Genomic DNA, 22,311 nt, shown 5'->3' with positions numbered 1-22,311 from the left:
AGTGTTCCCATTGTGGCGAATGGGGACTAAGTTGCCTATCGGTACGAACCTTCGCGGTCGGTCTCGGTGATCCCGGGTCGTACGTGAGGCGTGTGCCCGAGCCCTGGGGAAGGGGCTCGGTCCTCTACCGAAAGGGATGCATCGTGCGTCCATCGAGCTCATCGCGACGCGCCAGCGTGCGCACCCGACGTACCCGCCTTGCCCTGGCCGCCGTCACCACCTGTGCGTTGTGCGCGGCCTCTCTTACGACGGCGAGCGCCGACGAGGACACTCCCACCCGCGCGGAGGTGGAGGCGGCCAAGGACGAGGCCGCCCAGGCAGCGCGTGACGTCGGAGCCATCAAGGCCGAGCTCGCCACGGCCGAGCAGAACGTCATCGACCTCGGCGTCGAAGCCGGGCGGATGGCAGAGGCCTACAACGGCGCGATCTACAAGCTGCACCAGGCCCGCCGACAGGAGCGCAAGAGAGTCGATGCCGCCGCGGCGGCGAAGCGACAGCTCGACCGCACCATTGCCAGGATGTCGACGGCGCTCGCCGCGAATGCGAGCCGCAACTCCGACTTGGAGAACCTGTCGGCGCTGCTCGAGCAGAACGGCCCGCAAGACCTGCTCAACCAGGTCAGCGGCAACCGGAGCATCGATGACGCGTTGTCGGCCGACCTGCAGAAGTACGACGCGCGCAAGCAGGTGTACGAGCTGCTCGCCAAGCGTTCGGCGCGCGCCGTCGACCGGCGAGAGAGTCTCGCGGACGAGGCGCGCGCTGCAAAGGCGGAAGCCGACGCCGCCGTCGCGACGGCAGAGGACGCGGCGGCCGGCCTACGAGCCAAACGCGGTGAGCTGATCTCGGAGCTTGCGAAGGCGCAGGGCGTATCGAAGTCACTCGTCCGCCAGCGGCAGCGCGATCTGCGCGAGCAGGCGCAGCAGGATGCGATCGACGAGGCGCAGCAGGAGCAGGAGCAGCAGGACACGTCGGAGGAACCTCCCGACGACAACACCAACCCGCCCGACGACGGCTCCGACGACTCGACCGACGGCGGTGACGACTCGACCGAAGGCGACGACAGCGGTGACAATGCGCCGGACTCCGGCGACACGAACACCGGGGACACGGACACCGGCTCGGATGAGCCCGAAACCGACGGGAACACCGAGGGCGACAACGGCCCGGATGACAGCACCGACGAGCCGGATCACGATGGCAACAACAACGGCGGCGGTGACAACGGAAACAACGGCGGCAGCAACAACAACGGCGGCGGTGACAACGGAAACAACGGCGGCGGTGACAACAACGGCAACACCACGCCGGCGACCGGTGTGAACCGCGCGATCTCGTTCGCCAAGGCGCAGCTCGGCGAGCCGTACGTCTACGGTGCGGCGGGGCCGAGCTCGTGGGACTGCTCCGGACTGACCATGATGGCCTGGGCAGCCGCGGGCAAGTCATTGCCGCATTGGAGCGTTGCGCAATACCAGTCGACAACCCCGGTCTCGATGAGCTCGATCCGGCGCGGTGACCTGCTGTTCTGGAGCAACGGCAGCTCGAGCTCGATCTACCACGTCGCGATGTATCTCGGAAACGGCATGATGATCCAGGCGCCGCGGCCCGGCAAGAGCGTCGAGATCGTTTCGATGTACTACTGGATCCTGCCCGATCTGGCCGGCCGCGTCTGATCGGTCGCTCCGCGCTCGTACGCTGAGCACGATGACCGTCGACGCGTACGCACCAGCGGGTCGGTTCGCGCCGAGCCCGTCGGGAGACCTGCACTTGGGCAGCCTGCGGACTGCGTTGCTCGCTTGGTTGTTCGCGCGTTCGACGAGCCGGCGCTTCGTACTGCGAGTGGAGGATCTCGACCGCGTACGCCCCGGCGCGGCGGAGCGTCAGCTCGCCGACCTCGAGGCGATCGGGCTCGACTGGGACGGCGAGGTCGTACGCCAGTCCGAGCGGACAGAGTTGTACGTGCAAGCAGTACGCCGGCTCCGCGCAGACGAGCGTACGTACGAATGCTTCTGTACGCGCCGCGAGATCCGCGAGGCCGCATCAGCTCCGCATGCTCCGCCGGGGGCGTACCCGGGAACCTGCCGGGACCTCGGTGCAGCCCAGAGGTCTCGTCGCCGAGCGGAGCGACCCGCGGCCATCAGGCTGCGCAGCGAGGTGGATGAGTTCACCGTGCACGACGTGCTGCAGGGGCGGTACGTCGGAGTGGTCGATGACCTCGTGCTTGTGCGTAACGACGGAGTGCCGGCGTACAACCTCGCGGTCGTGGTCGACGATGCCGAGCAGGGGATCGACCAGGTGGTACGCGCCGATGACCTGCTCAGCTCGGCTCCCCGGCAGGCGTACCTCGCATCATTGTTGGGAGTGTCCGAACCCTCGTACGCGCACGTTCCCCTCGCGGTGAACGCCGAGGGTCGGCGACTGGCAAAACGCGACGGCAGCGTGACGCTTGCCGACCTCGAGTCAGCGGGCGTCAAGCCGCGGGACGTGTTCGCGCGTATCGCTGCGTCGTTGCGACTCGAGGGACGTCGGCCCGACGAATTGCTCGAAGGGTTCGACCCGGCACGGCTGCCGACCGAACCCTGGGTGATCTCTCAGTAGCCGCCGTTGTCCTCGAAGCGCTTGCGGCTCGACTCGATCTCGGCCTCGGCCTCGGTGCGCCCCACCCAGGTGGCGCCTTCGACGGATTTGCCCGGCTCGAGGTCCTTGTAGACCTCGAAGAAGTGCTGGATCTCGAGGCGGTCGAACTCCGGCACGTGATGGATATCGCGCAGATGCTCCTGACGCGGATCGGCTGCCGGCACGCACAGCACCTTGTCGTCGCCGCCGGCTTCGTCGGTCATTCGGAACATCCCGATCGTTCGGCAGCCGATGACGCAACCCGGGAAGGTCGGCTCGGACAGCAGGACCAGGGCGTCGAGCGGGTCACCGTCGAGACCGAGGGTCTCCTGGATGTAGCCATAGTCGGCCGGGTACTGCGTGGCCGTGAACAGCGTGCGGTCGAGCCGGATCTGGTGCGTCGTGTGGTCGACTTCGTACTTGTTGCGGTTCCCTTTCGGGATCTCCACAGTGACGTCGAATTGCACGGTTCCTCCGGATCAACTGCACGCGCGACAGCGCTTTGGGTGGCTGCGGATATTGTCGCGCACATGACACGCTACGGGCTACGCAGGGGGATCGCATGTGACGTGGGCCGCATCCGCCCGCTGGTCGTGCTGATCGTGCTCGTCGTACTCGTCGCGGGCGGCGGGATCACGGCGTATGCGCTCGGCGGGTTCGACCGCTGGCTCGATGACTCCGACACGGACTCGGCGCTCGATGTCGAGCCGCCCGAGGAGCTCGATTTCCCGCCGGCGCGTACCCCGCAGTCCGTGCTCGACGCCGCGCGGCCGGCGCCGCTCGATCGCCAGGCCGTTGAGCAAGCGGTACGCGCCGTGCTGAAGGACCGAAAGTTCGGCAAGCACACGGGAATCGCGGTCGCACCGCTCAACCGCGGTAAGGCCGTGACCGTTGGTTCGGGCACGTACGTACCGGCGTCGACGTTGAAGAACTTCACCAGCCTCGCCGCGTTGAAGTCACTCGGCGCCGACACGCGATTCGATACCCGGGTCGTCCAGGCCGGCGGGGGCAAAGTCGCCAAGCTGACCCTTGTCGGGGGCGGAGACCCCTTGCTGGCAACGAAGGCGCCCGCGGACTCCGATGAGTACCCGCGCCCGGCGACGCTCGCCGATCTCGCCGACCGTACTGCCCAGCAGCTTCGTCAGAGCGGCGTGAAGCGGGTGTCGCTCCAGTACGACGACACCCTCTTCAAGGGTCCAGGCGTCAACCCTCGTTGGGAAGACAGCTACATCACGACGAACGTGAACACCACGGTGAGCGCGCTCTGGGTCGACGAAGGCATCACCAACGATGCAACGGGCGAGCGTACGACCGAACCCGCGCGCGTCGCCGGTGAGACGTTCGCGGAGCAGTTGGAGAAGCGCGGCGTGACGGTGAAGGGCAGTGTCGGTTCCTCCCGGGCGCCTGACGGTGCCGACGAGATCGCCAGCGTGAGCAGCCCCCCGCTCGAGCAGATCGTCGAGCATCTGCTCACCGTCAGCGACAACGATGCGGCTGAGGTGGTTCTGCGCCAGCTTGCGATCGGAGAGGGCGAGCAGGCGAGCTTCAACGGCGGCGTCGCGGCGATGAAGTCGGTGCTCACCTCGCTCGGCGTTCCATGGGACGGCATCCGGGTCTACGACGGCAGCGGGCTGTCGCGCTCGAATCAGGTGACTTTACGTGCGGAGCTCTCGGTGCTGAAGATCGCGGCCACGTCCCGCGACCCCGATGTGCACGTCCTGACGTCCGGGCTGCCGGTTGCCGGCTTCAGCGGTAGTCTCGCCGACCGGTTCACCTCCGGATCGTCTACCGCGGGTCTTGGCGTTGCCCGGGCCAAGACGGGAACGCTCACTGGCATCCACGCGTACGCCGGCATCACCACCGACAAACAGGGCGCTCCGCTGGTGTTCGTGGCGATCGCCAACAAGGTCAAGGACAAGAACGTCCTGGAGGCCCGTGCCGGGCTCGACGACATTGCGGCCGCGCTCACCGCGTGCGCGTGCACACGCTGACCGGTCACCATGATCAACGTAACGTTGGCGCCATGACCGACAAACCGCCTTCGATGGTCGACTGGGAGTTCGCGCGCCAGACGGCCGGCCGATTCGTACGGCCGGGTCCAGAGATCCCGGCCGAAGAGATCGCGGCGGCGGTCGCCGAGCTGCGCGAAGGTGCGGAGGCCTCCGAGGGGCCGGTACGCGAGTACACCGGGCTGCACGCGCGTACGGCGTCGGCTCCGATCCTGGTGGTCGACCGTCCGGGCTGGGTCACTGCCAACACCGAAGGCTTTGCGTCCATCCTGTCCATACTCGAGGCCAAGATCGCCGAGTCCGGCAAGTATCCGAAGGGTCCGACGCGCCTGGTTGGCGCCAAGGTCGCCGGTGCCGAGGTCGGGGCCCTTCTCGCGTTCATGTCGAGTAAGGTGCTCGGCCAGTTCGACCCGTTCTGGGAAGGCAGCGCACAGGAGACCGGCCGGTTGCTGCTCGTCGCACCGAACATCGTGACCGTCGAGCGTGAGCTCGACGTCGATCCCCGCGACTTCCGGCTGTGGGTGTGCCTGCACGAGGAGACACATCGCGTCCAGTTCACCGCCGTGCCGTGGTTGCGCGACCACGTCCAGGGCTTGATCGCATCGTTCGTCGAGTCGACGGAGGTCGACCCGAACGGCATCAGCCGGCTGATGTCCGACGGCGCTGCCGAACTCGGCCGCGTACTCCGCGGCGAGCCGGACAGCAGCATCGTCGACGTGTTGCAGAACCCCCGCCAACGCGAGGTGGTCGACCAGATGACCGGCGTCATGTCACTGCTCGAGGGGCATGCGGACGTCGTGATGGACGGCGTCGGACCCGAAGTCATCCCGTCCGTGCGCAAGATCCGCAAACGGTTCAATCAACGACGCAAGGGCAAGGGCGGGCTCGACTCGCTGCTGCGGCGGCTACTCGGCCTCGATGCCAAGATCCGGCAGTACCGCGACGGTGCGACGTTCGTACGTGCCGTCGTCGACAAGGTCGGCCACGATGGATTCAACGCCGTCTGGGCCGAGCCCGCGAATGTGCCGTCGAAGGCAGAGATCGCCGAGCCCGACACCTGGCTCGCGCGCGTACACGGCTGAAATGGGTGGCAAGCCACACCCTGATGTGGCCCGGGCGCGTGCGCTCGTACGCGACAGCGTCGCCGGTCTCGGCAAAGGGTCGATGGTGCTCGTCGCGCTGTCGGGCGGTGCCGATTCTCTTGCTCTTGCCGCGGCAGCGGCGTTCGTCGCGCCGCGTATCGACCTGACCGCCGGCGCGGTCGTGATCGACCACGGGTTGCAGGACGGATCGGCGACGGTCGCCGCACGTGCAGCCGACAACGCGCGGGCACTCGGACTCTCACCGGTCGAGGTCGTACGAGTCGAGGTCGGATCCGACAGTGGGCCGGAAGGCGCCGCGCGTACGGCGAGGTACGACGCGCTCGCAGCCGTCGCCGAGCGCCACGGCGCGGCCGCCGTACTCCTCGCACACACCCTCGACGACCAGGCCGAGACGGTTCTGCTTGGCCTGGGTCGCGGCTCCGGAGCGCGCTCTCTCGCCGGCATGGCGCCGGTCGACGGTCTGTGGCGTCGACCGTTCCTCGCGTTCTCGCGTACGCAGACCCGATCGGTGTGCGAGGCGAGCGGGCTGACCTGGTGGGACGACCCGCACAACGAGGATCGTTCGTACACGCGCGTGCGGGTACGAAAGGACGCCCTGCCCGCTCTGGAGGCCGCGCTCGGTCCCGGGGTGCGAGAGGCGCTCGCGCGGACCGCTGGCCTGCTGCGAGCCGACGCCGACCACCTCGACGACCTCGTGACCGAGGCAGGGTGGGAAGCGCACGACGGCGATCGCCTCGAGGTCGCGGTTCTCGCGGCGCTACCGCGGGCCATGCGTACCCGGGTGATCCGGCGCCACGCGTTGCGGATGGGGTGCCCTGCCGCCGACCTCACGGCCGCGCACGTCGTCGAGATCGAACGGCTGGTCACCGAGTGGCACGGTCAGAAGCACATCGACCTCCCCGGCAAGGTGACCGCCCGGCGTACGGGAGTGTGGATCACGTTCGAGCGCTGAGCCAGTCAAATCGGCTTCTTTGGAACGACTACCAGCCTGCCCGGTTCCGGCTCCCTGTCGGCTCTCCCGCTTCTTGGGTCGGGAAAGACGCGGCGACGCGCGGAGCAGCCACTTCGGTTCGGTCGCTTGGCGGCTATCTCGTTCCGGTCGGCTTTCGCGGGGTCTGTCGGTGGTGCTTCACCAGGTAAACATGGTGAAGCACCGCGTTGCATGGCAGATTTGCCGTGCAAACTGGACGGTTGCCATTGCCGCTGGTACGCGCGGGGCCCGCCTGACCGTCGCGTACCGACCGCACCGCACCTGTGGCAGGCTGACCGCGACAACCTCGGGACGCACAACGGGAGCACGCGTGGACATCGAGCACATCACCGACGACGTCGACCTCGACAAGACGCTGCTGAGCGAGGACGAGATCCGAGACCGGGTCGCCGAGCTGGCCGCTCGCATCGAGTCCGACTACGAAGGCAAGGACCTGTTGCTCGTCGGGGTGCTCAAGGGCGCCGTGATGGTGATGGCCGACCTCGCTCGCGCGCTCAACCGGCACGTCGAGATGGACTGGATGGCGATCTCGTCGTACGGGTCCGGTACGACGTCGTCGGGTGTCGTGCGCATCCTGAAGGACCTCGACACCGACCTGATCGACCGGCACGTGCTCGTCGTCGAGGACATCATCGACACCGGGCTCACGCTCTCGTGGCTGATCTCCAACCTGCGTTCGCGAGGCCCGGCCTCGGTCGAGATCTGCACCCTGCTGCGCAAGCCCGACGCGGAGAAGATGAGCGTCGACGTGCGCTACGTCGGCTTCGACATCGCCAACGAGTTCGTAGTCGGCTACGGTCTCGACTACGCTGAGAAGTACCGAAACCTACGCAGTGTCGGAACCCTCGCACCGCACGTTTACTCGTGACGTTGCACACGCAAACACATCCGGGAACACCGCGCTCTGACGGTTCGTTGAAACTACACGCATACGCGTACGCGCGCGCCTGTCCACACGGCGCCCCGTGTAACGTCTGTTGTCTGAGTACCCGGTTCTAGAAGGAGTGGGGCGCGCCCCCGATCATGAACGTCAAGCGTCTGTTCAAAGGTCCCTGGCTGTGGATCGTCATCAGCGTGTTCGCCGTACTCGGAATCCTCCAGTTCGTATCGTCGAACAACGGGTACGAAGACATCAAGACGAACCAGATGGTCGGGCACTTCACCGACGAGAAGGACGTCAAGGAGGTCACCTTCGTACACGGTGACCAGCAGGTACGCGCGACGCTCGACAACGACGACAAGGTCCAGGCCAACTGGATCAACAACAAGCAGTTGAACACGATGGTCGAGGCCGCCGAGTCGGGCGTGAAGGACAACACGATCGACTCGTACAACGTCGACGTGCCCAAGCCCAGCTTCCTCGGTTCGCTGCTGGGCACCCTGCTGCCGTTCCTGCTGATCATCGTCGTCTTCTTCTTCCTGATGAACTCCCTGCAGGGCGGCGGCAGCCGCGTCATGCAGTTCGCCAAGTCGAAGGCCAAGCAGGTCACCAAGGACACCCCGAAGACCACCTTCGCCGACGTCGCGGGCGCCGACGAGGCCATCGAGGAACTCGAGGAGATCAAGGAGTTCCTGCAGGAGCCCGCGAAGTTCCAGGCCGTCGGTGCGAAGATCCCCAAGGGTGTGCTGCTCTACGGCCAGCCCGGCACCGGTAAGACGCTGCTCGCACGCGCGGTCGCGGGCGAGGCCGGCGCACCGTTCTACTCGATCTCCGGCTCCGACTTCGTCGAGATGTTCGTCGGCGTCGGCGCGAGCCGGGTCCGCGATCTGTTCGAGCAGGCCAAGGAGAACGCCCCCGCGATCATCTTCATCGACGAGATCGACGCCGTCGGCCGGCACCGCGGCGCGGGCCTCGGCGGCGGCCACGACGAGCGCGAGCAGACGCTGAACCAGCTACTCGTCGAGATGGACGGCTTCGACGTACGCGGCGGCGTGATCCTGATCGCCGCGACCAACCGCCCCGACGTGCTCGACCCGGCGCTGCTGCGTCCCGGCCGCTTCGACCGTCAGATCGGTGTCGAAACCCCCGACCTCGAGGGGCGCACCCAGATCCTCAAGGTGCACGCGCGCGGCAAGCCGATCGCACCCGAGGTCGACCTGCAGGCGTTCGCCCGTCGTACGCCCGGCATGACCGGCGCCGACCTCGCGAACGTCCTGAACGAGGCCGCCCTGCTCACCGCACGCGGTGACCAGAAGATGATCGACGCCAAGGCGCTCGACGAGGCGATCGACCGGGTCATCGCGGGCCCGCAGAAGCGCACGCGCCTGATGAGCGAGAAGGAGAAGCAGATCACCGCGTACCACGAGGGTGGTCACGCGCTGGTCGCCGCCGCGCTACCCGGCAACGATCCCGTGCACAAGATCACGATCATGCCGCGCGGTCGCGCACTCGGCTACACGATGGTGCTTCCCGACGAAGACAAGTACTCACAGACGCGCAGCGAGATGCTCGACAAGCTCGCGTACATGCTCGGTGGCCGCGCCGCCGAGGAGATGGTCTTCCACAACCCGACCACCGGCGCCGCCGACGACATCGAGAAGGCGACCAAGCTCGCGCGGGCAATGGTCACGCAGTACGGCATGACCGAGCGGATCGGCGCGATCCGGCTGGGCGAAGACAACTCCGAGCCGTTCCTCGGTCGCGATATCGGGCACAGCCGCAACTACTCCGAGGACATCGCGGGCATCGTCGACGAGGAGATCAACCGGTTCATCACCAACGCCCATCAAGAGGCGTTCGACATCCTGGTCGACAACCGTGACGTACTCGACCGACTCGTCACCGAGCTCTTCGAGAAGGAGACGCTCGACAAGGCAGAGGTCGCCGAGATCTTCGCCGACATCCGGATGCGCGAGCGTCGACCGGCGTGGACGGGTTCCGACACTCGCATCCCGTCCGACATCCCACCGGTGCGGGCGCCCAGCCGTAACGGCGCCGGTCAGCACGACGACGGTTCGATCATCCTGGCGCCGGGCAGCGAGGGCGATGTGCACGGTCCCGGCGGTGGCACCCCTCCGCCCAACGTCACCGAGCCCCCGTTCGGCAGTTAGCGACTCGCCATGGACGGTGTCGACCACGCGCGCGCTGAGAAGGCCGTACGCGAGCTGCTGATCGCCGTCGGCGAAGACCCCGACCGCGAGGGTCTGCGGGACACCCCGCGCCGAGTTGCTCGCGCGTACGCCGAGATCCTCGTCGGCAATACGTTGACGGCAGAGGATGCCCTCAGCACCACGTTCGCCGTCGACCACGACGAGCTGGTGCTGGTACGAAACATCGAGCTGTGGTCGATGTGTGAGCATCACCTGGTGCCGTTCACCGGGTACGCCCATGTCGGCTACATCCCAGGCACGCACGGCCGAGTGGCGGGCCTGTCGAAGCTCGCCCGACTCGTCGACGTCTTCGGCCGTCGGCTACAGGTGCAGGAGCGGCTCACCACACAGATCGCCGACGCACTGATCGAGCTGCTCGATCCGCGCGGCGCGATCGTGGTTATCGAGGCCGAGCACCTCTGTATGTCGATGCGCGGCGTACGCAAAGCGGAGGCCAAGACCGTTACCAGCGCCGTTCGGGGTCAGTTGCGTGACCCTGCAACCCGAGCCGAGGCGATGGGCCTCATCGGGCGTTCGTGACCGGCCCGCAGCGGACCCAGGTGATGGGGGTCGTCAACGTCACGCCCGACTCGTTCTCCGACGGCGGTCGCTGGTTCGACACCGACCGGGCGATCGAGCACGGTCGCGCGCTGTTCGCACAGGGCGCCGACATCGTCGACGTCGGCGGTGAGTCGACGCGTCCGGGTGCGAACCGAGTCGAGCCCGAGGAGGAGCTGCGACGGGTCGTCCCGGTCGTACGCGCGCTCGCCGACGATGGTCACCTGATCTCGGTCGACACGATGCGCTCCGAGGTCGCCGAGCAGGCACTCGCGGCGGGCGCAGGAATCGTCAACGACGTATCCGGCGGTCGCGCCGACCCGCGGATGCTCGAGGTGGCAGCGGAGTCGGGCGTACCGTTCGTCCTCATGCACTGGCGTCAGCACTCTGCCGTGATGCAGGGGCAGGAGCACACCGCGTACGACGACGTCGTACGCGACGTGATTGCGGAGATGCGACCGGCGATCGACCGTGCCCTCGAGCTGGGCGTACACCCCGAGCGGCTGGTCGTCGACCCCGGTCTCGGCTTCTCCAAGACCGGCGACCAGAACTGGACGATCCTCAACGGCCTCGATGCGTTCGGGGAGCTCGGGTTCCCGGTCCTCGTCGCTGCGAGCCGCAAACGGTTCCTCGGCGAGCTCCTCGCGGCATCCGACGGCACGCTCGCCCCGACTGACGACCGTGATGCCGCCTCGGCCGCGGTCACGGCCCTGGCGGCCGCCGCCGGCGCATGGTGCGTACGAGTGCACGACGTACGCCCGAGCGCCGACGCCGTGCGAGTGGTGGCAAGGTGGTCGCGTGGCTGACGACCGTACGCGCTCCGTGCTGAACGCCAACCAGAGCGTCTACGACGCCATCGAGGGCGGCGACATCGATCTGATGCGCTCGTTGTGGGCCGACCGTGACGACGTGGTGTGCATCCACCCGGGGTCAGAGCCGTTGCGCGGGCAGGCGACCGTGTCGCGTTCGTGGTCGATGGTGATGGCCAACACCGGCTACATCCAGTTCTTCCTGACCGATGTGTCGGTGACCTTCGCCGGCGACGACACCGCGGTCGTGACCTGTACCGAGAACGTCCTCGCCGAGGCCGAGGGTGAGTCGACCGACACCTTTGCCGGTGGCAAGGCGGTCGCCACCAACGTCTTCGTACGCGACCGACGTGGTTGGCTACTCTTGATGCGACATGCGTCGCCGGTCGTCATCGTTGAAGAGGGGGATGAAGAGTGACCTGTCCGCAAGGCCTGGATCGCATCTCTGTCTCGGGAATCTCCGCTCATGGCCGGCACGGCGTTCTGGAGCATGAGCGTCGAGTGGGTCAGCCCTTCGTCGTCGATCTCGTACTCGGCCTCGACACCGGACCCGCCGCAGCGGCCGACGACCTATCGCGTACTGTCGACTACGGATCGTTGACCCTAGAGGTTCATGACGTCATCGCGTCAGAGCCAGTGGATCTCATCGAGACCCTTGCCCAGCGCATCGCCGACCGCGTGTTGGCCCATGATCTGGTGCAATGGACCGAGGTGACGGTGCACAAGCCAGCAGCGCCCATCGCGGTGGCGTTTGACGACGTTGCCGTGACGATAGAGCGGAGTCGAACGTGACCGAGACCCCCAACCCATTCGAGCTGGACGCCGACACGATGACGGGCGGCATGCGCCCGATTCGGCAAGCCGTGCTCGCATTAGGCTCCAATCTCGGGGAGCGCTTCAACAATGTGCAGGGCGGCGCCGCCGCCCTCGCCGATACACCCGAGGTGACAGTCGTCTCGGTCTCGCCCGTCTACGAGACCGTGCCGGTCGGCGCGCCACCCGGGTCGCGTGACTTCATCAACATCGTGCTGCTCGTCGACACGACGCTCACGGTGCACACCCTGCTCGACCGATGCCTGGCCGTTGAGGACGCGTTCGGCCGCGAGCGTACGAACAAGAACGATCCCCGTACGCTCGACGTCGATCTGATCGTGGTCGGCGACCGGATCGCCCGTGACGAGACGTTGGTTCTGCCGCATCCGCGCGCGCATGAGCGGGCGTTCGTACTCCAGCCGTGGATGGACATCGACATCGAGGGCGAGATCCCGGAGAAGGGTTTCGTCGCCGATCTGATCCGCAACCTCGACACCAGTGGCATCAAGCGGCGTGAGGACCTCGAGATCGTGCTGTGACTCCCAATCCTCCACGGTTGGGGCGGGTCTCCGCCGTCACGCTGGCGATCGTCGCCGCGATCGGCCTGATCGCGGGACGAGCGATCCGGCCGCTGTTCGAGAGCTTCGACAACTCCGCGCCGACCGTGCCGTGGACGGCCTCGATCGCATTGGTCTTCCTCGCCGCGGTCCTCGGCTGGCTCGCGTACGCAACGCACCAGTCGGTGCACAAGCGGCGAGAGCGGATGTCCTCCGACCGTGCGGTACGCCAGCTCGTACTCGCCAAGGCGAGCGCGATCGTGGGTGCACTCGTGGTGGGTGGCTACTCGGGTTTCACCCTCAGCTTCGTCGATGCGATGGATACCGAGCTCGGCCAGGAACGCGTGATCCATGCGGGTGTCACCGCGCTCGCCGGTGTCGTCGTCGTGATCGCCGCGGTGCTCCTGGAACGCGCCTGTGAGGTACCGAAGGACGACGACGAAGCCTCGGGGTCCTCGAGCACTTGACGGCCGATCCGCAACGCAGCGTACGGCCACTTCGTCACGGAAAGTGACATAACGAGCCACGGGCGGGTCCGTTAGCGAACCACCAATGAAACTTGCCGAGTTGTTACATTTCGCGGCGGCGTGGCGGGCGGTCTGACGCGGCGCCGCACACCTAGTCTTGGCGCATGTCAAAGAGTCGCCGTCGCCAGCGCAGCGTCAGAATTGTCGTTGCCACTTCCCTGTTGGTGGTCGCAGCTCTCGCCGTAGTGCCGTCCGCTATCGCCGCCAATGTCGCGATGCTCATACCTTCGAGCCTGTTCGCCGTCCTTGCCGGTTTCTGCGCGCTTCGCATCATGCGGAATGAGATCCTGCAGACCCGCCGCGACTGGGCCGCCGATCGGGCTGCCCAGGCGCAGAGCTATCAAGAGCTTGCCGTGATCAGGCAGGCCGAGCACGATACGTTCGCCACCGCGATGACCGAGCGGCTCGCCGATCGCGATCAGACGATCGTGACGCTGCGCGGGACGCTCAAGCTGTCGGAGCGCCGTGCCGACGACGCTGAGCGTCGGGCCCGTGAGCAAGCCGAGCGTGCCGCCGAGTTGCAGTCGTCGGTCGAGGACATGACCGCCGAGCAGGCGGCCTCCGTCGATGCTCTGGCGACCTGGGACGGCGCGGATCTGCCGACCATCGTCGACCTGATGAGCTGGGAGCAGACGACCGCCACCCTCACCCAGGAGCCGCAGCGCAAGGAGGCCTGAGCCTCAGGTCGCTAGTGCAACGGGCCAGCGGCCTCCAGATCGATATCGGCCACCTCGACGCCCTCGTCGGCGGCGATCACCGACCGGCGTAGGGCGCCGTGCAGGGAGTCGGGCGTGAGTACGCCCGCGAGTCGGTCGCCGTCGAGTACGGCGACCCAGCCGGCGTCGTGACGCAACATCGTCGACAGCGCCTCCTTGAGCGCGGCGTCACGGGGGACGTACGCCTCCATCCGCCGCGCCCGGTCGCCGACGACGCCCGGGCCCTCGAGCGAATCGGTGGCGACCCAGCCGCGAAGGTTGTCGTCCGCGTCGAGCACGACGGCCCAGCGCGCATCCTCGGCGTCGAGGAGTACGCGTGCCTCGGCGAGCGAGTCGGTCGTACGCACCATCGGCGCGTGTACGAGGTCTGAGTCGTCGATCTCGGTGACGGCGAGCCGGCGCAGCCCGCGCTCCGCGCCCACGAACTCGGCGACGAAGTCGTCGGCCGGTGCGCCGAGTACGGCGGCGGGCGTGTCGTACTGGGCGATGCGGCCGCTCGGCGCGAACACCGCGACGGCGTCGCCGAGCTTGACCGCCTCCTCGATGTCGTGGGTGACCAGCAGCACCGTCTTGCGCAGCTCCGACTGGAGTTCGAGGAATTGGTCCTGCAGGCGGGCGCGAACCACCGGGTCGACCGCCCCGAACGGTTCATCCATCAACAGCACCGGCGGATCGGCCGCCAAAGCGCGGGCGACGCCGACGCGCTGACGCTGCCCGCCCGACAGCTGGTGCGGGTAGCGGGCGCCGAACTCGCCCGGGTCGAGCCCCACCAGGTCGAGCAGCTCGTCGGCGCGCGCGGCCGCCTGTTTGCGGTTCCAGCCGAGCAGGTCGGGAACGGTCGAGACGTTCGTACGAATGTCTTGGTGCGGAAACAGGCCGACCTGCTGGATCACGTAGCCCATGCGCCGGCGCAGCTTGACCGGATCGACCGAAGTGACGTCGTCACCGTCGAGCAGGATGCGCCCCGACGTCGGCTCGATCAGCCGGTTGACCATCTTCAGTGTGGTCGACTTGCCGCAACCGGACGGGCCGACCAGTGTCACCAGCGAGCCGTCGGCGACCTCGAGGTCCAGGTCGTCGACCGCGAGCTTGCCGCCCGGGTACGTCTTGGAGACGCCGTCGAGCACGATCATCGGATCCTCGATACGGTCCATTGTGTGAGTCTATTGGCTGTGAGCGACACGTGTTACAGCGCGACGGCCAACGAGTGGGTGTGCTGGGACTACGTCGTCGACCGACGTTCCGATCTCATCGAGGCGACCGAGCAACACATCTACATCACGGTGGTTGCGGTTGCCCTCGGTTTCGTCATTGCACTACCGCTTGCACTCGTCGCCCGCCGATTCTTGCGCCTGGAGAGCAGCGTCCTCGGCGTGACGACGATCATCTACACGATCCCGTCACTGGCGATGTTCTCGTTGTTGGTCGACTCGACCGGTCTCACGGCCACCACCGTGATCATCGGGCTGGCTCTGTACACCCTGTCCGTCTTGGTACGAAACATGCTCGCGGGGCTTCGCGCGGTCCCAGACGACGTACGAGAGTCCGCGATCGGCCTGGGGTACGGGCGTACGCGGCTGCTGTTCAAGATCGAGCTGCCCCTCGCGTTGCCGGTGATCATGGCCGGCCTGCGCGTTGCGACCGTATCGACGGTGGCGCTGACGACCGTCGGCACCATCATCGGCTTCGGTGGCCTCGGCAACCTCCTCAGCGACGCGATCCCGCTCGAGTTCAACGCTCAGATCCTCACCGCGAGTGTGCTCTGCGTGCTCCTCGCGATCGCATTCGATCTGATCCTGGTGGGTCTCCAACGCCTGCTGACCCCGTGGACGAGGGCGTGATCCGATGCTTGCCGATGCGTTCGACTACCTTTTCGACGGTTCCAACTGGTCCGGTCCAGGTGGGCTGTGGGAGCAGCTCAGCCAGCAGATCCTGCTCACGCTGGTGAGCCTGGCGATCTGCCTGTTGGTCGGCGTCCCCCTCGCCCTGTGGGCCGGACACACCGGCCGCGGCGGCACCTTGGCGATCAACGTCTCCAACATCGGGCGCGCGGTGCCGGTTTTCGCGGTGCTTACCATCCTGTCGATCGGCCCGGTCGGGTCCGACGTACTCGGGCCATTCGGTCGGGCCGGCCTCGCAACCCTCATCTCCCTGGTGTTGTTCGGGTTGCCGCCGCTCATCACGAACGCGTACGTCGGCATGCGCGAGGTGGATCGCGACGTCATCGAGTCCGCCCGGGGGATGGGCATGAGCGAATGGCGGTTGTTCCGCCGGGTCGAGCTGCCGCTGGCCATGCCGGTCGTGCTGACGGGCGTGCGGATCGCGATCGTGCAGCTCTGGGCGACGGCAACGATCGCGGCACTGGTCGCGGGTCCCGGCCTCGGCAACACGATCACCGAGGGTTTCGCGAACTCGCGGTACTACGAAGTGGTCGCCGGCTCGCTGCTCGTTGCGGCGGCTGCGCTCGTACTCGAGGGCATCGCAGTGCTGATCGAGCGGGCCTTCGACCCGATGCGGCGCGCGCGACGCCAGCTGGCACCGAAGCCGGTCGCGGTCGTGTCCTGAGCGATCTGTCGGTGGCCCGGTTTACTGTGATGCTCACCCTGCCGCAGATGTGTGATGCTGGGCCGAGACGCCGACCGGCGTACCGACCGATGAGAGGTTGACCGACCGATGAACGTACGCCGCGTACTTGCCGCAACTATCGGCTCCGTCGCGCTGCTCGGGGTCGCCGCGTGCGGCGGCGGTGACGACGACCCACTCGCCGATGACAACGGCGGAGGTGGCGACAAGGGTTCGCTAGTCGTCTCCGGGCAGGACTTCACCGAGGGCCAGATCATGGCCGAGATGTACGACCAGGTGCTCAGCGCGTCGGGCTACGACGTCGAGCAGAAGCTGGTCGAGACCCGCGACATCTACTTCTCCCAGCTGACCAAGGGCAGTGTCGACGTCGTGCCCGACTACCTCTCTGGAATCGGCGACTACCTCAACATCGACGCGAACGGCCCGGACGCGAAGCCGATCACCACAAACAGCCCCGATGAGTCACTCGATGCGATCTCGCCGTTGGCCGACAAAGCCGGCATCAGCCTGCTCGAGCCGGCCGAGGCGACGAACCAGAACGCCTACGCCGTGACCGAGGAGTTCGCGAAGGACAACGACCTGAAGACACTGAGCGACCTCGGCAAGCTCGACCAGTCGATCACGCTCGCGGCCAATCCCGACTGCGAGGATCGGATGGACTGCGCGAAGGGGCTCGAGCAGGTCTACAAGATCGACATCGAGCAGGTCCTGCCGCTCGGTTTCGGCGGCGCTCCGACGCGCAACTCGGTCAAGGACGGCGAGTCGCAGCTCGGTCAGTTCGGCACGACCGATCCCACCGTCGAGGGCGCCGGCCTGGTCTTCCTCGAGGACGACAAGGGTCTGCAGCCGGCACAGAACCTCACGCCGGCCGTCAACACCGAGTTCCTCGAAGACCACTCCGATATCGCCGATACGCTCAACGAGCTCTCCGCAGGTCTCACCACCGATGCGTTGATGGACCTCAACGACCAGGTCGGCAACGAGCGCGCTGCGGTTCCCGATGTGGTCGAGCAGTACCTCACCGACGAGGGTCTGCTCTGACGGGTTGCTGCGTCTCCATCGGGAAGTTTCCCGATGCCGTAGGCCGCCGTTAACCCGGAGTTGGTGATCGGCGGTCAGGGTGATCCCATGGCCCTCGGTATCGGTGACATAGCCCGTGGTACGCGGCGGCGCTCGCCCGACCACACCGTCGAGACGGAACGCCGTCTAACCAAACATCTGCGTCGACTGGACGAACACCGTAACCGCATCGAGTACGTCGAGGGCGTCGTCGACGACACGACGACCGACCTCGGCCAGCTGGCGGGACGGCTCGCGGCGCTCGAGCGCCGCTTGGTCGAGCTGCAAGTCGCCGCCGACTGCAACTGCGGACACACCCACGATTCGGGCGCCGGCGATTCGCGGCGCCCCTGACGCCGGCCCATGCGCGCGTCACCGTCGATGCGTCCCCGGATCGTCGCGGTCGTCCAGGCGCGCAGCGCATCTGTGCGCCTCCCTCGTAAGGTCCTGCTCGGACTCGCCGAACGAGCGGTGATCGACTGGGTGGTCGGACGCGCACGCCGAGCTGAGACCGTCGATGAGGTGGTGGTCGCCACCACGACCGATGCATCCGATGACGCGCTCGCCGGTCATTGCGTCGAGGCCGGCTATCCGTGTGTTCGGGGCTCTGCCGGCGACGTACTCGACCGCGTCGTCACCGCAGCGGCCTCCGAGCGCGCCGACGTCGTCGTCCGGCTGAGCGGCCATCGTCCCTTCGTCGACCCCGAGGTCATGGACCTCGTCGTTCGTACGCATGTCGACGAGCGTCGTGACTACACGGCGAACCGGCTGCCCGAGCCGCAGCCCCATGCGTACCCGCCGGGCCTCGAAGTCGAGGTCGTGAGCATGGCGGCGCTGACCGGCGCCTGGGCATCGCGACGCGAGCGTACGGGCGATTCCGATCCGGCGTCGTACCTCTACGACGAGCCGGGTCGCTTCAACGTACGGCTGGTCGGCACGCCGGTGTCGGCCCCCGACGTACGCTGGTCGATCTCCAACCGGGCAGATCTCGAAGCGCTGCGCGCGCTCGTGACAGCGGCACAAGCCGGCCTCTCCACCCCGTGGACCGATCTGCTCGCCGTCTGGCAGGGCGCCCCGGAGATCGCGGCATTATCCGGCGGCGCCGAGCTGGCCAGCTGACCGACCGTTCAGCCTGCGAACCCCGCAGAGTTAGGATCGTGCGTCGGATCTGGCCAGTTTCGACGTAGCCGAACCTTGAGGACACCCAGCACGGATGACGACGCGATGGACACCCAGACGGGTCGCGACGGGGATCGGACGACGTGCCAAACGGTGGGCCACCGGGAGCCCGGCGGACGGGAGCGGGCAGCGGCGGCCCAATGGTCCGCCGGCGATCAGCGTCATCGTGCCGATCTACAACGTCGAGAGCTACCTGCGGGAGTGCCTCGACAGCATCCTCGCGCAGAGCGTCGCCGATTTCGAGGTGGTCGTCGTCGACGACGGTTCGCCCGACGGCTCGGCCGATATCGCCGCTGAGTACGCCGAGCGGGACGCCCGGGTGAAGCTCGTCGCCCGTCCTAACGGCGGTCTCGGTGCGGCGCGTAACACCGGCGTCGAACACGCCACCGGTGACTTCCTGACCTTCCTCGACTCCGACGACAGACTGCCCGACGGCGCACTGCGGACAATGCTCGCCAGCGCGCGTACGTCCGGATCCGACATCGTCGTCGGCGCACTGCGTCGGTTCAACTCCTCGAGCAACTGGCTGCCGACGTGGGTCGACCGGCTGCACGGGGAGCAGCGACGAGGCATCGCGATCGACGACTTTCCGCCGCTGGTACGCAACAACTACAGCTGCGGCAAGCTGTTCCGGCGCGATTTCTGGGTCGGGCAGGAGGCGACGTTTCGCGAGGGTGTCGCGTACGAGGACCAACCGCTGATCACCCGGCTCTACATCGCGGCCGACCGCATCGACATCTGCCCGCAGGTGACGTACGACTACCGCGCCCGTGAGGATGCCAGCTCGATCAGCCAGCAGACCGCAACGCTCGCAGACCTGCGCGACCGGGTGACCGCGTGGCAGGAGAGCCGACGCGAGTTCGCCGATACGGCATCCGAGCGGGTGTACGACGCGTGGCTGCAGACGTTGTTCGACGACCACTTCCATTGGTACCTCCGTAGCCCCGGCACGGTCGACCTCTCGTACTGGGCGACGCTGCGCGACGCGATCGTCAGCCTCACCGAGGACGCGCCGCAGTCGATCTGGGACGCCACGGCGCCCGAGCGGCGGGTACCGATCGTGCTCGCGCGCAGTAATCGCCGTGCGGATGTGCAGGAGTACGTGCGAAGCGACGGCTACCGCCCGAGCAAGTTCCCCGCGACCGTCGTCGACGGCGGCGTGTTCCACGAGCTGCCGCTGCATGATGCTCCCGGACTCGACCGGTCGCTGTTCGTGCGCCGACCCGAGCAGCTGACCATGTCGCATTCGGTGCAACGGCTGCATTGGACCGACGGTTCGACGATGCATCTGGCCGGCTGGGCGTACATCCGCCACGTCGACCTGGTCGGCCGCGAGGTCGAGACGGAGCTGGTTCTGCGTAACACGCGCACCGGCGCGGAGCACACCTTCTGCTCGCCCGGTTGCGACGACCCGGGCTTCCCGCCGCCCGACGAGGACGACTGGGTTGAGTACGACGGCGGGCAGTTCGAGTTCGTGGTGCCGATGGAGGACGTCGTCGGCGCCGACCGCAGCGATGGTGACGTATGGGACGTACGCCTTCGGGTCAGCACGCTCGGGTTCACTGTCGAAGACACCGTCAGCCGGGTGCGGCGGAGCAGCTCGCCCGGTGCTCCGTCGCCCGGACGGCTCGCGAACGGCGATCTGATCGCCGTCAAATGGCATCTGCACGCACCGTTCCAGCTCGCCCTTCGTACGCTGCGCGTCGAGGCCGACGAGCTCGCGCTCACCAAGCGGGTTCTGCGCGGCACCCTGGGCGGGCCGGACGCGTCGAGCGTCCGCGAAGTGCGGCTGCTCGGGCCGGCCGGCCGGGTTGTCGAGAGCACCACACCGCAGGACGGAAACTTCGCCCTTCGGATACCGACGGTCGCGCTGAACCACGACACTCCGGCGGCGCCGCACCGCTCGCGGGTCGTCGCGGAGCTCGCCGACGGCCAGGTCGTGCCGGTCGCCTGGCGGAGCGAAGAAGCGGCGCAGACCGGCACCACCCAGGTGTTGCCGACGAGCGCGCTGGCCGTCGAGGGCAACCGCCTCGGCGAACTCGGTCTCGTCGAATGGCTGATGGCCGCGTACGCCGACTCCGTCGAGGTTCTCGACGGAGGTGTCGCCCGGGTGAGCGGCCGGGTCCTCGGTCCGAACGTCGAGTCGGTCGCCCTCGCGCTGAAGAGCAAGAAGACCGAGATCCGCAGCGAGCAGAGCCCGGTCGATGACACGCACTTCGTCATCGAACTGGCACTGAAGTACGACGCGTACCGATTCGGCGAGCTGCCGCTGCCCCGTGGCAACCACGACTTGACCGCTGAGGTCCGGGTCGCGTCGGGCGAGGATCCGATCGCGGTGCCGTTGCTGGTGTCCCGTGAGCTCAACGACGCACTGCCGCTGCGGGTCGAGTCCAAACAGCTCGAAGGCGTCGTCGAGCGCGGTGTCGCGAACATGGTTCGGTTCTCGCTCCGCCGCCCGCTCGGCAGCGCCGCCGGAAAATGCCGACAGAACCGCCTACGCGCCGCGAGCGGTGAGCAGTTCATCATCAACGGACGCCGGCGCGGGCTGCTGATCCGTTCGTACTTCGGCGAGCAGGCGACCGACAGCGGAGTCGGTCTGCAGCGCGAGTTGCAGCGACGCGGCGCTGACATCGACATCTACTGGTCGGTGCAGGACCACTCCATACCCGTACCCGACGGCGCCACTGCCGTGATCCAGAACAGCTACGAGTGGTACGGCCTGCTCAACACCGCGAAGTACTACCTCGACAACATGTACCAGCCGGCGTACCACCGAAAGCCCGACGGCCAGGTCATCATCCAGACGTTCCACGGCTATCCCTTCAAGACGATGGGCCACCAGCATTGGGAGCAGTCGCAGTTCTCCCAGGCGCAGATCGAGTCGTACGACGCGCGGGCCCGAGACTGGGACTACCTCGTGTCACCCGCGTCGTACGCGACACCACTGCTCAAGCGGGACTTCGCGTACGACGGTGAAGTGCTCGAAATCGGGTACCCCCGCAACGACATCCTGTTCGCACCCGAGGGCGCACAGATCCGCTCCGAGGTACGGAAGCTCCTCGGCGTCGCCGATCACCAGACCGCCGTCCTGTACGCGCCGACGTTCCGCGACTACCTCTCACCCGACGACATGCGCGCCGAGATGGTCGACTTCCTCGACCTGCAGCGCGCATCTGCGGCTCTGGGTGACGATTACGTGATCCTGGGCCGAGGGCATGCGTTCAACGCGCGTACGGCCAGCCGGATCGGCGCGCTGGCCGGCGTCGTCGACGTCACCGACTATCCGCGGGTCGCCGACCTCTACCTCGCGGCCGACGCAGCGATCGTCGACTACTCGTCACTGCGGTTCGACTTCGGCGTGACGGGCAAACCAATGATCTTCCAGGTACCCGATCTCGATCGTTACAAGGCGACCCGCGGCTGGTTGTTCGACTTCGAGCCGACCGCGCCCGGTCCGCTCGTCGCCACGACCGACGAGGTGGTCGAGGCGCTCCTCGACCTCGACGTGGTGACCAAGCAGTACCGCAACGCGTACAACACGTTCCGGCACGCGTACCTCGACCTCGAGGACGGTCATGCCGCCGCGCGCCTGGTCGACGCGGTGTTCGTGCCCCGCGGCGACGCGCCTCCCGCCTAGCTCCGCTCGGTACGATGGCGCGACGTTCGCAACAGACGGGAGTGGCGCGCAGGTGAGTTCTCGGACC

Annotated in this window: 22 protein-coding genes and 1 pseudogene; 20 read left to right on the top strand and 3 right to left on the bottom strand. The window is 67.3% G+C overall.

Annotated elements, in window-relative coordinates:
• Window positions 1-143: 143 nt before the first annotated feature.
• Both MU582_20165 and gluQRS read left to right on the top strand, forming a co-directional pair.
• Window positions 144-1,670 carry a C40 family peptidase gene (locus MU582_20165; GenBank protein ID UPK74722.1) on the top strand — a complete coding sequence of 509 codons (1,527 nt, stop codon included), beginning with the start codon at window positions 144-146 and terminating at the stop codon, window positions 1,668-1,670.
• Between the two features lie 31 nt (window positions 1,671-1,701).
• Window positions 1,702-2,595: a tRNA glutamyl-Q(34) synthetase GluQRS gene (gene gluQRS, locus MU582_20160; GenBank protein UPK74721.1), complete on the top strand. Its 894-nt coding sequence runs from the start codon at window positions 1,702-1,704 to the stop codon at window positions 2,593-2,595.
• On the opposite strand, the gene MU582_20155 is transcribed toward gluQRS, so the two are convergent.
• Window positions 2,589-3,080 (bottom strand): inorganic diphosphatase, encoded by a 492-nt coding sequence (locus MU582_20155; protein UPK74720.1) that lies wholly within the window; start codon window positions 3,078-3,080, stop codon window positions 2,589-2,591. The genes gluQRS and MU582_20155 overlap by 7 nt on opposite strands.
• 63 nt (window positions 3,081-3,143) lie before the next feature.
• Between MU582_20155 and dacB the strand changes: the two genes are divergently transcribed.
• From dacB to MU582_20095, 12 genes are all read left to right on the top strand, one after another.
• Window positions 3,144-4,604 (top strand): D-alanyl-D-alanine carboxypeptidase/D-alanyl-D-alanine-endopeptidase, encoded by a 1,461-nt coding sequence (gene dacB, locus MU582_20150; GenBank protein ID UPK74719.1) that lies wholly within the window; start codon window positions 3,144-3,146, stop codon window positions 4,602-4,604.
• A 32-nt stretch (window positions 4,605-4,636) separates the two neighbouring features.
• The gene (locus MU582_20145; GenBank protein UPK74718.1) at window positions 4,637-5,704 is read left to right on the top strand and encodes a zinc-dependent metalloprotease; all 1,068 of its coding nucleotides are present in this window, start codon (window positions 4,637-4,639) and stop codon (window positions 5,702-5,704) included.
• Between the two features lies 1 nt (window position 5,705).
• Window positions 5,706-6,677, top strand: a complete 972-nt coding sequence (gene tilS / locus MU582_20140) for a tRNA lysidine(34) synthetase TilS (protein UPK74717.1) — start codon at window positions 5,706-5,708, stop codon at window positions 6,675-6,677.
• Window positions 6,678-7,026: 349 nt separating this feature from the next.
• The gene (hpt, locus tag MU582_20135) at window positions 7,027-7,584 is read left to right on the top strand and encodes a hypoxanthine phosphoribosyltransferase (GenBank protein ID UPK74716.1); all 558 of its coding nucleotides are present in this window, start codon (window positions 7,027-7,029) and stop codon (window positions 7,582-7,584) included.
• 155 nt (window positions 7,585-7,739) lie between these two features.
• Window positions 7,740-9,767 (top strand): ATP-dependent zinc metalloprotease FtsH, encoded by a 2,028-nt coding sequence (gene ftsH, locus MU582_20130; GenBank protein UPK74715.1) that lies wholly within the window; start codon window positions 7,740-7,742, stop codon window positions 9,765-9,767.
• Between the two features lie 9 nt (window positions 9,768-9,776).
• A complete protein-coding gene (folE, locus tag MU582_20125) occupies window positions 9,777-10,346 on the top strand; it encodes a GTP cyclohydrolase I FolE (GenBank protein UPK74714.1) in 570 nt (189 codons plus the stop codon).
• A 23-nt stretch (window positions 10,347-10,369) separates the two neighbouring features.
• Complete coding sequence (gene folP / locus MU582_20120; protein UPK77209.1) at window positions 10,370-11,170, top strand: dihydropteroate synthase; 801 nt, start codon at window positions 10,370-10,372, stop codon at window positions 11,168-11,170.
• The gene (locus MU582_20115) at window positions 11,163-11,591 is read left to right on the top strand and encodes a nuclear transport factor 2 family protein (protein UPK74713.1); all 429 of its coding nucleotides are present in this window, start codon (window positions 11,163-11,165) and stop codon (window positions 11,589-11,591) included. Before folP ends, MU582_20115 begins: the two co-directional genes overlap by 8 nt.
• Entirely contained in the window at window positions 11,588-11,965 is a 378-nt protein-coding gene (folB, locus tag MU582_20110; protein UPK74712.1) for a dihydroneopterin aldolase, read from the top strand. Before MU582_20115 ends, folB begins: the two co-directional genes overlap by 4 nt.
• The gene (folK, locus tag MU582_20105) at window positions 11,962-12,525 is read left to right on the top strand and encodes a 2-amino-4-hydroxy-6-hydroxymethyldihydropteridine diphosphokinase (GenBank protein ID UPK74711.1); all 564 of its coding nucleotides are present in this window, start codon (window positions 11,962-11,964) and stop codon (window positions 12,523-12,525) included. Before folB ends, folK begins: the two co-directional genes overlap by 4 nt.
• A complete protein-coding gene (locus tag MU582_20100; protein UPK74710.1) occupies window positions 12,522-13,010 on the top strand; it encodes a DUF3180 domain-containing protein in 489 nt (162 codons plus the stop codon). The genes folK and MU582_20100 overlap by 4 nt, the downstream gene beginning before the upstream one ends.
• Before the next feature lie 164 nt (window positions 13,011-13,174).
• Entirely contained in the window at window positions 13,175-13,747 is a 573-nt protein-coding gene (locus tag MU582_20095; GenBank protein UPK74709.1) for a hypothetical protein, read from the top strand.
• An 11-nt stretch (window positions 13,748-13,758) separates the two neighbouring features.
• Here MU582_20095 and MU582_20090 read toward each other — a convergent pair whose 3' ends face one another.
• Window positions 13,759-13,926 (bottom strand): hypothetical protein, encoded by a 168-nt coding sequence (locus tag MU582_20090; GenBank protein UPK77208.1) that lies wholly within the window; start codon window positions 13,924-13,926, stop codon window positions 13,759-13,761.
• Window positions 13,927-14,172: 246 nt separating this feature from the next.
• Window positions 14,173-14,919: pseudogene (locus MU582_20085) on the bottom strand (ATP-binding cassette domain-containing protein).
• A 24-nt stretch (window positions 14,920-14,943) separates the two neighbouring features.
• On the opposite strand from MU582_20085, the gene MU582_20080 reads away from it, so the two are divergent.
• From MU582_20080 to MU582_20055, 6 genes are all read left to right on the top strand, one after another.
• Window positions 14,944-15,627 carry an ABC transporter permease gene (locus MU582_20080; protein UPK74708.1) on the top strand — a complete coding sequence of 228 codons (684 nt, stop codon included), beginning with the start codon at window positions 14,944-14,946 and terminating at the stop codon, window positions 15,625-15,627.
• 4 nt (window positions 15,628-15,631) lie between these two features.
• Window positions 15,632-16,351 (top strand): ABC transporter permease, encoded by a 720-nt coding sequence (locus MU582_20075; GenBank protein ID UPK74707.1) that lies wholly within the window; start codon window positions 15,632-15,634, stop codon window positions 16,349-16,351.
• Window positions 16,352-16,459: 108 nt separating this feature from the next.
• Window positions 16,460-17,410 (top strand): ABC transporter substrate-binding protein, encoded by a 951-nt coding sequence (locus MU582_20070; GenBank protein UPK74706.1) that lies wholly within the window; start codon window positions 16,460-16,462, stop codon window positions 17,408-17,410.
• 87 nt (window positions 17,411-17,497) lie between these two features.
• Entirely contained in the window at window positions 17,498-17,782 is a 285-nt protein-coding gene (locus MU582_20065; protein ID UPK74705.1) for a hypothetical protein, read from the top strand.
• A gap of 9 nt (window positions 17,783-17,791) precedes the next feature.
• Window positions 17,792-18,547 carry a hypothetical protein gene (locus MU582_20060; protein ID UPK74704.1) on the top strand — a complete coding sequence of 252 codons (756 nt, stop codon included), beginning with the start codon at window positions 17,792-17,794 and terminating at the stop codon, window positions 18,545-18,547.
• A 94-nt stretch (window positions 18,548-18,641) separates the two neighbouring features.
• Window positions 18,642-22,244: a bifunctional glycosyltransferase family 2 protein/CDP-glycerol:glycerophosphate glycerophosphotransferase gene (locus tag MU582_20055; protein ID UPK74703.1), complete on the top strand. Its 3,603-nt coding sequence runs from the start codon at window positions 18,642-18,644 to the stop codon at window positions 22,242-22,244.
• Window positions 22,245-22,311 lie beyond the last annotated feature (67 nt).

The sequence above is a fragment of the Nocardioidaceae bacterium SCSIO 66511 genome, from assembly GCA_023100825.1.
GTDB lineage: Bacteria > Actinomycetota > Actinomycetes > Propionibacteriales > Nocardioidaceae > Solicola.
The sequence above is the reverse complement of the archived record's forward strand: the minus strand, read 5'-3'. Positions and strand labels throughout refer to the sequence as shown.

Excerpts from the sequence above, each read along its gene's own strand:
- gluQRS (UPK74721.1), top strand. The coding sequence starts at position 1,702 with ATGACCGTCGACGCGTACGCACCAGCGGGTCGGTTCGCGCCGAGCCCG.
- dacB (UPK74719.1), top strand. The coding sequence starts at position 3,144 with ATGACACGCTACGGGCTACGCAGGGGGATCGCATGTGACGTGGGCCGC.
- MU582_20145 (UPK74718.1), top strand. The coding sequence starts at position 4,637 with ATGACCGACAAACCGCCTTCGATGGTCGACTGGGAGTTCGCGCGCCAG.
- tilS (UPK74717.1), top strand. The coding sequence starts at position 5,706 with ATGGGTGGCAAGCCACACCCTGATGTGGCCCGGGCGCGTGCGCTCGTA.
- ftsH (UPK74715.1), top strand. The coding sequence starts at position 7,740 with ATGAACGTCAAGCGTCTGTTCAAAGGTCCCTGGCTGTGGATCGTCATC.
- folE (UPK74714.1), top strand. The coding sequence starts at position 9,777 with ATGGACGGTGTCGACCACGCGCGCGCTGAGAAGGCCGTACGCGAGCTG.
- folP (UPK77209.1), top strand. The coding sequence starts at position 10,370 with ATGGGGGTCGTCAACGTCACGCCCGACTCGTTCTCCGACGGCGGTCGC.
- MU582_20095 (UPK74709.1), top strand. The coding sequence starts at position 13,175 with ATGTCAAAGAGTCGCCGTCGCCAGCGCAGCGTCAGAATTGTCGTTGCC.
- MU582_20090 (UPK77208.1), bottom strand. The coding sequence starts at position 13,926 with ATGTTGCGTCACGACGCCGGCTGGGTCGCCGTACTCGACGGCGACCGA.
- MU582_20075 (UPK74707.1), top strand. The coding sequence starts at position 15,632 with ATGCTTGCCGATGCGTTCGACTACCTTTTCGACGGTTCCAACTGGTCC.
- MU582_20070 (UPK74706.1), top strand. The coding sequence starts at position 16,460 with ATGAACGTACGCCGCGTACTTGCCGCAACTATCGGCTCCGTCGCGCTG.
- MU582_20065 (UPK74705.1), top strand. The coding sequence starts at position 17,498 with ATGGCCCTCGGTATCGGTGACATAGCCCGTGGTACGCGGCGGCGCTCG.
- MU582_20060 (UPK74704.1), top strand. The coding sequence starts at position 17,792 with ATGCGCGCGTCACCGTCGATGCGTCCCCGGATCGTCGCGGTCGTCCAG.
- MU582_20055 (UPK74703.1), top strand. The coding sequence starts at position 18,642 with ATGACGACGCGATGGACACCCAGACGGGTCGCGACGGGGATCGGACGA.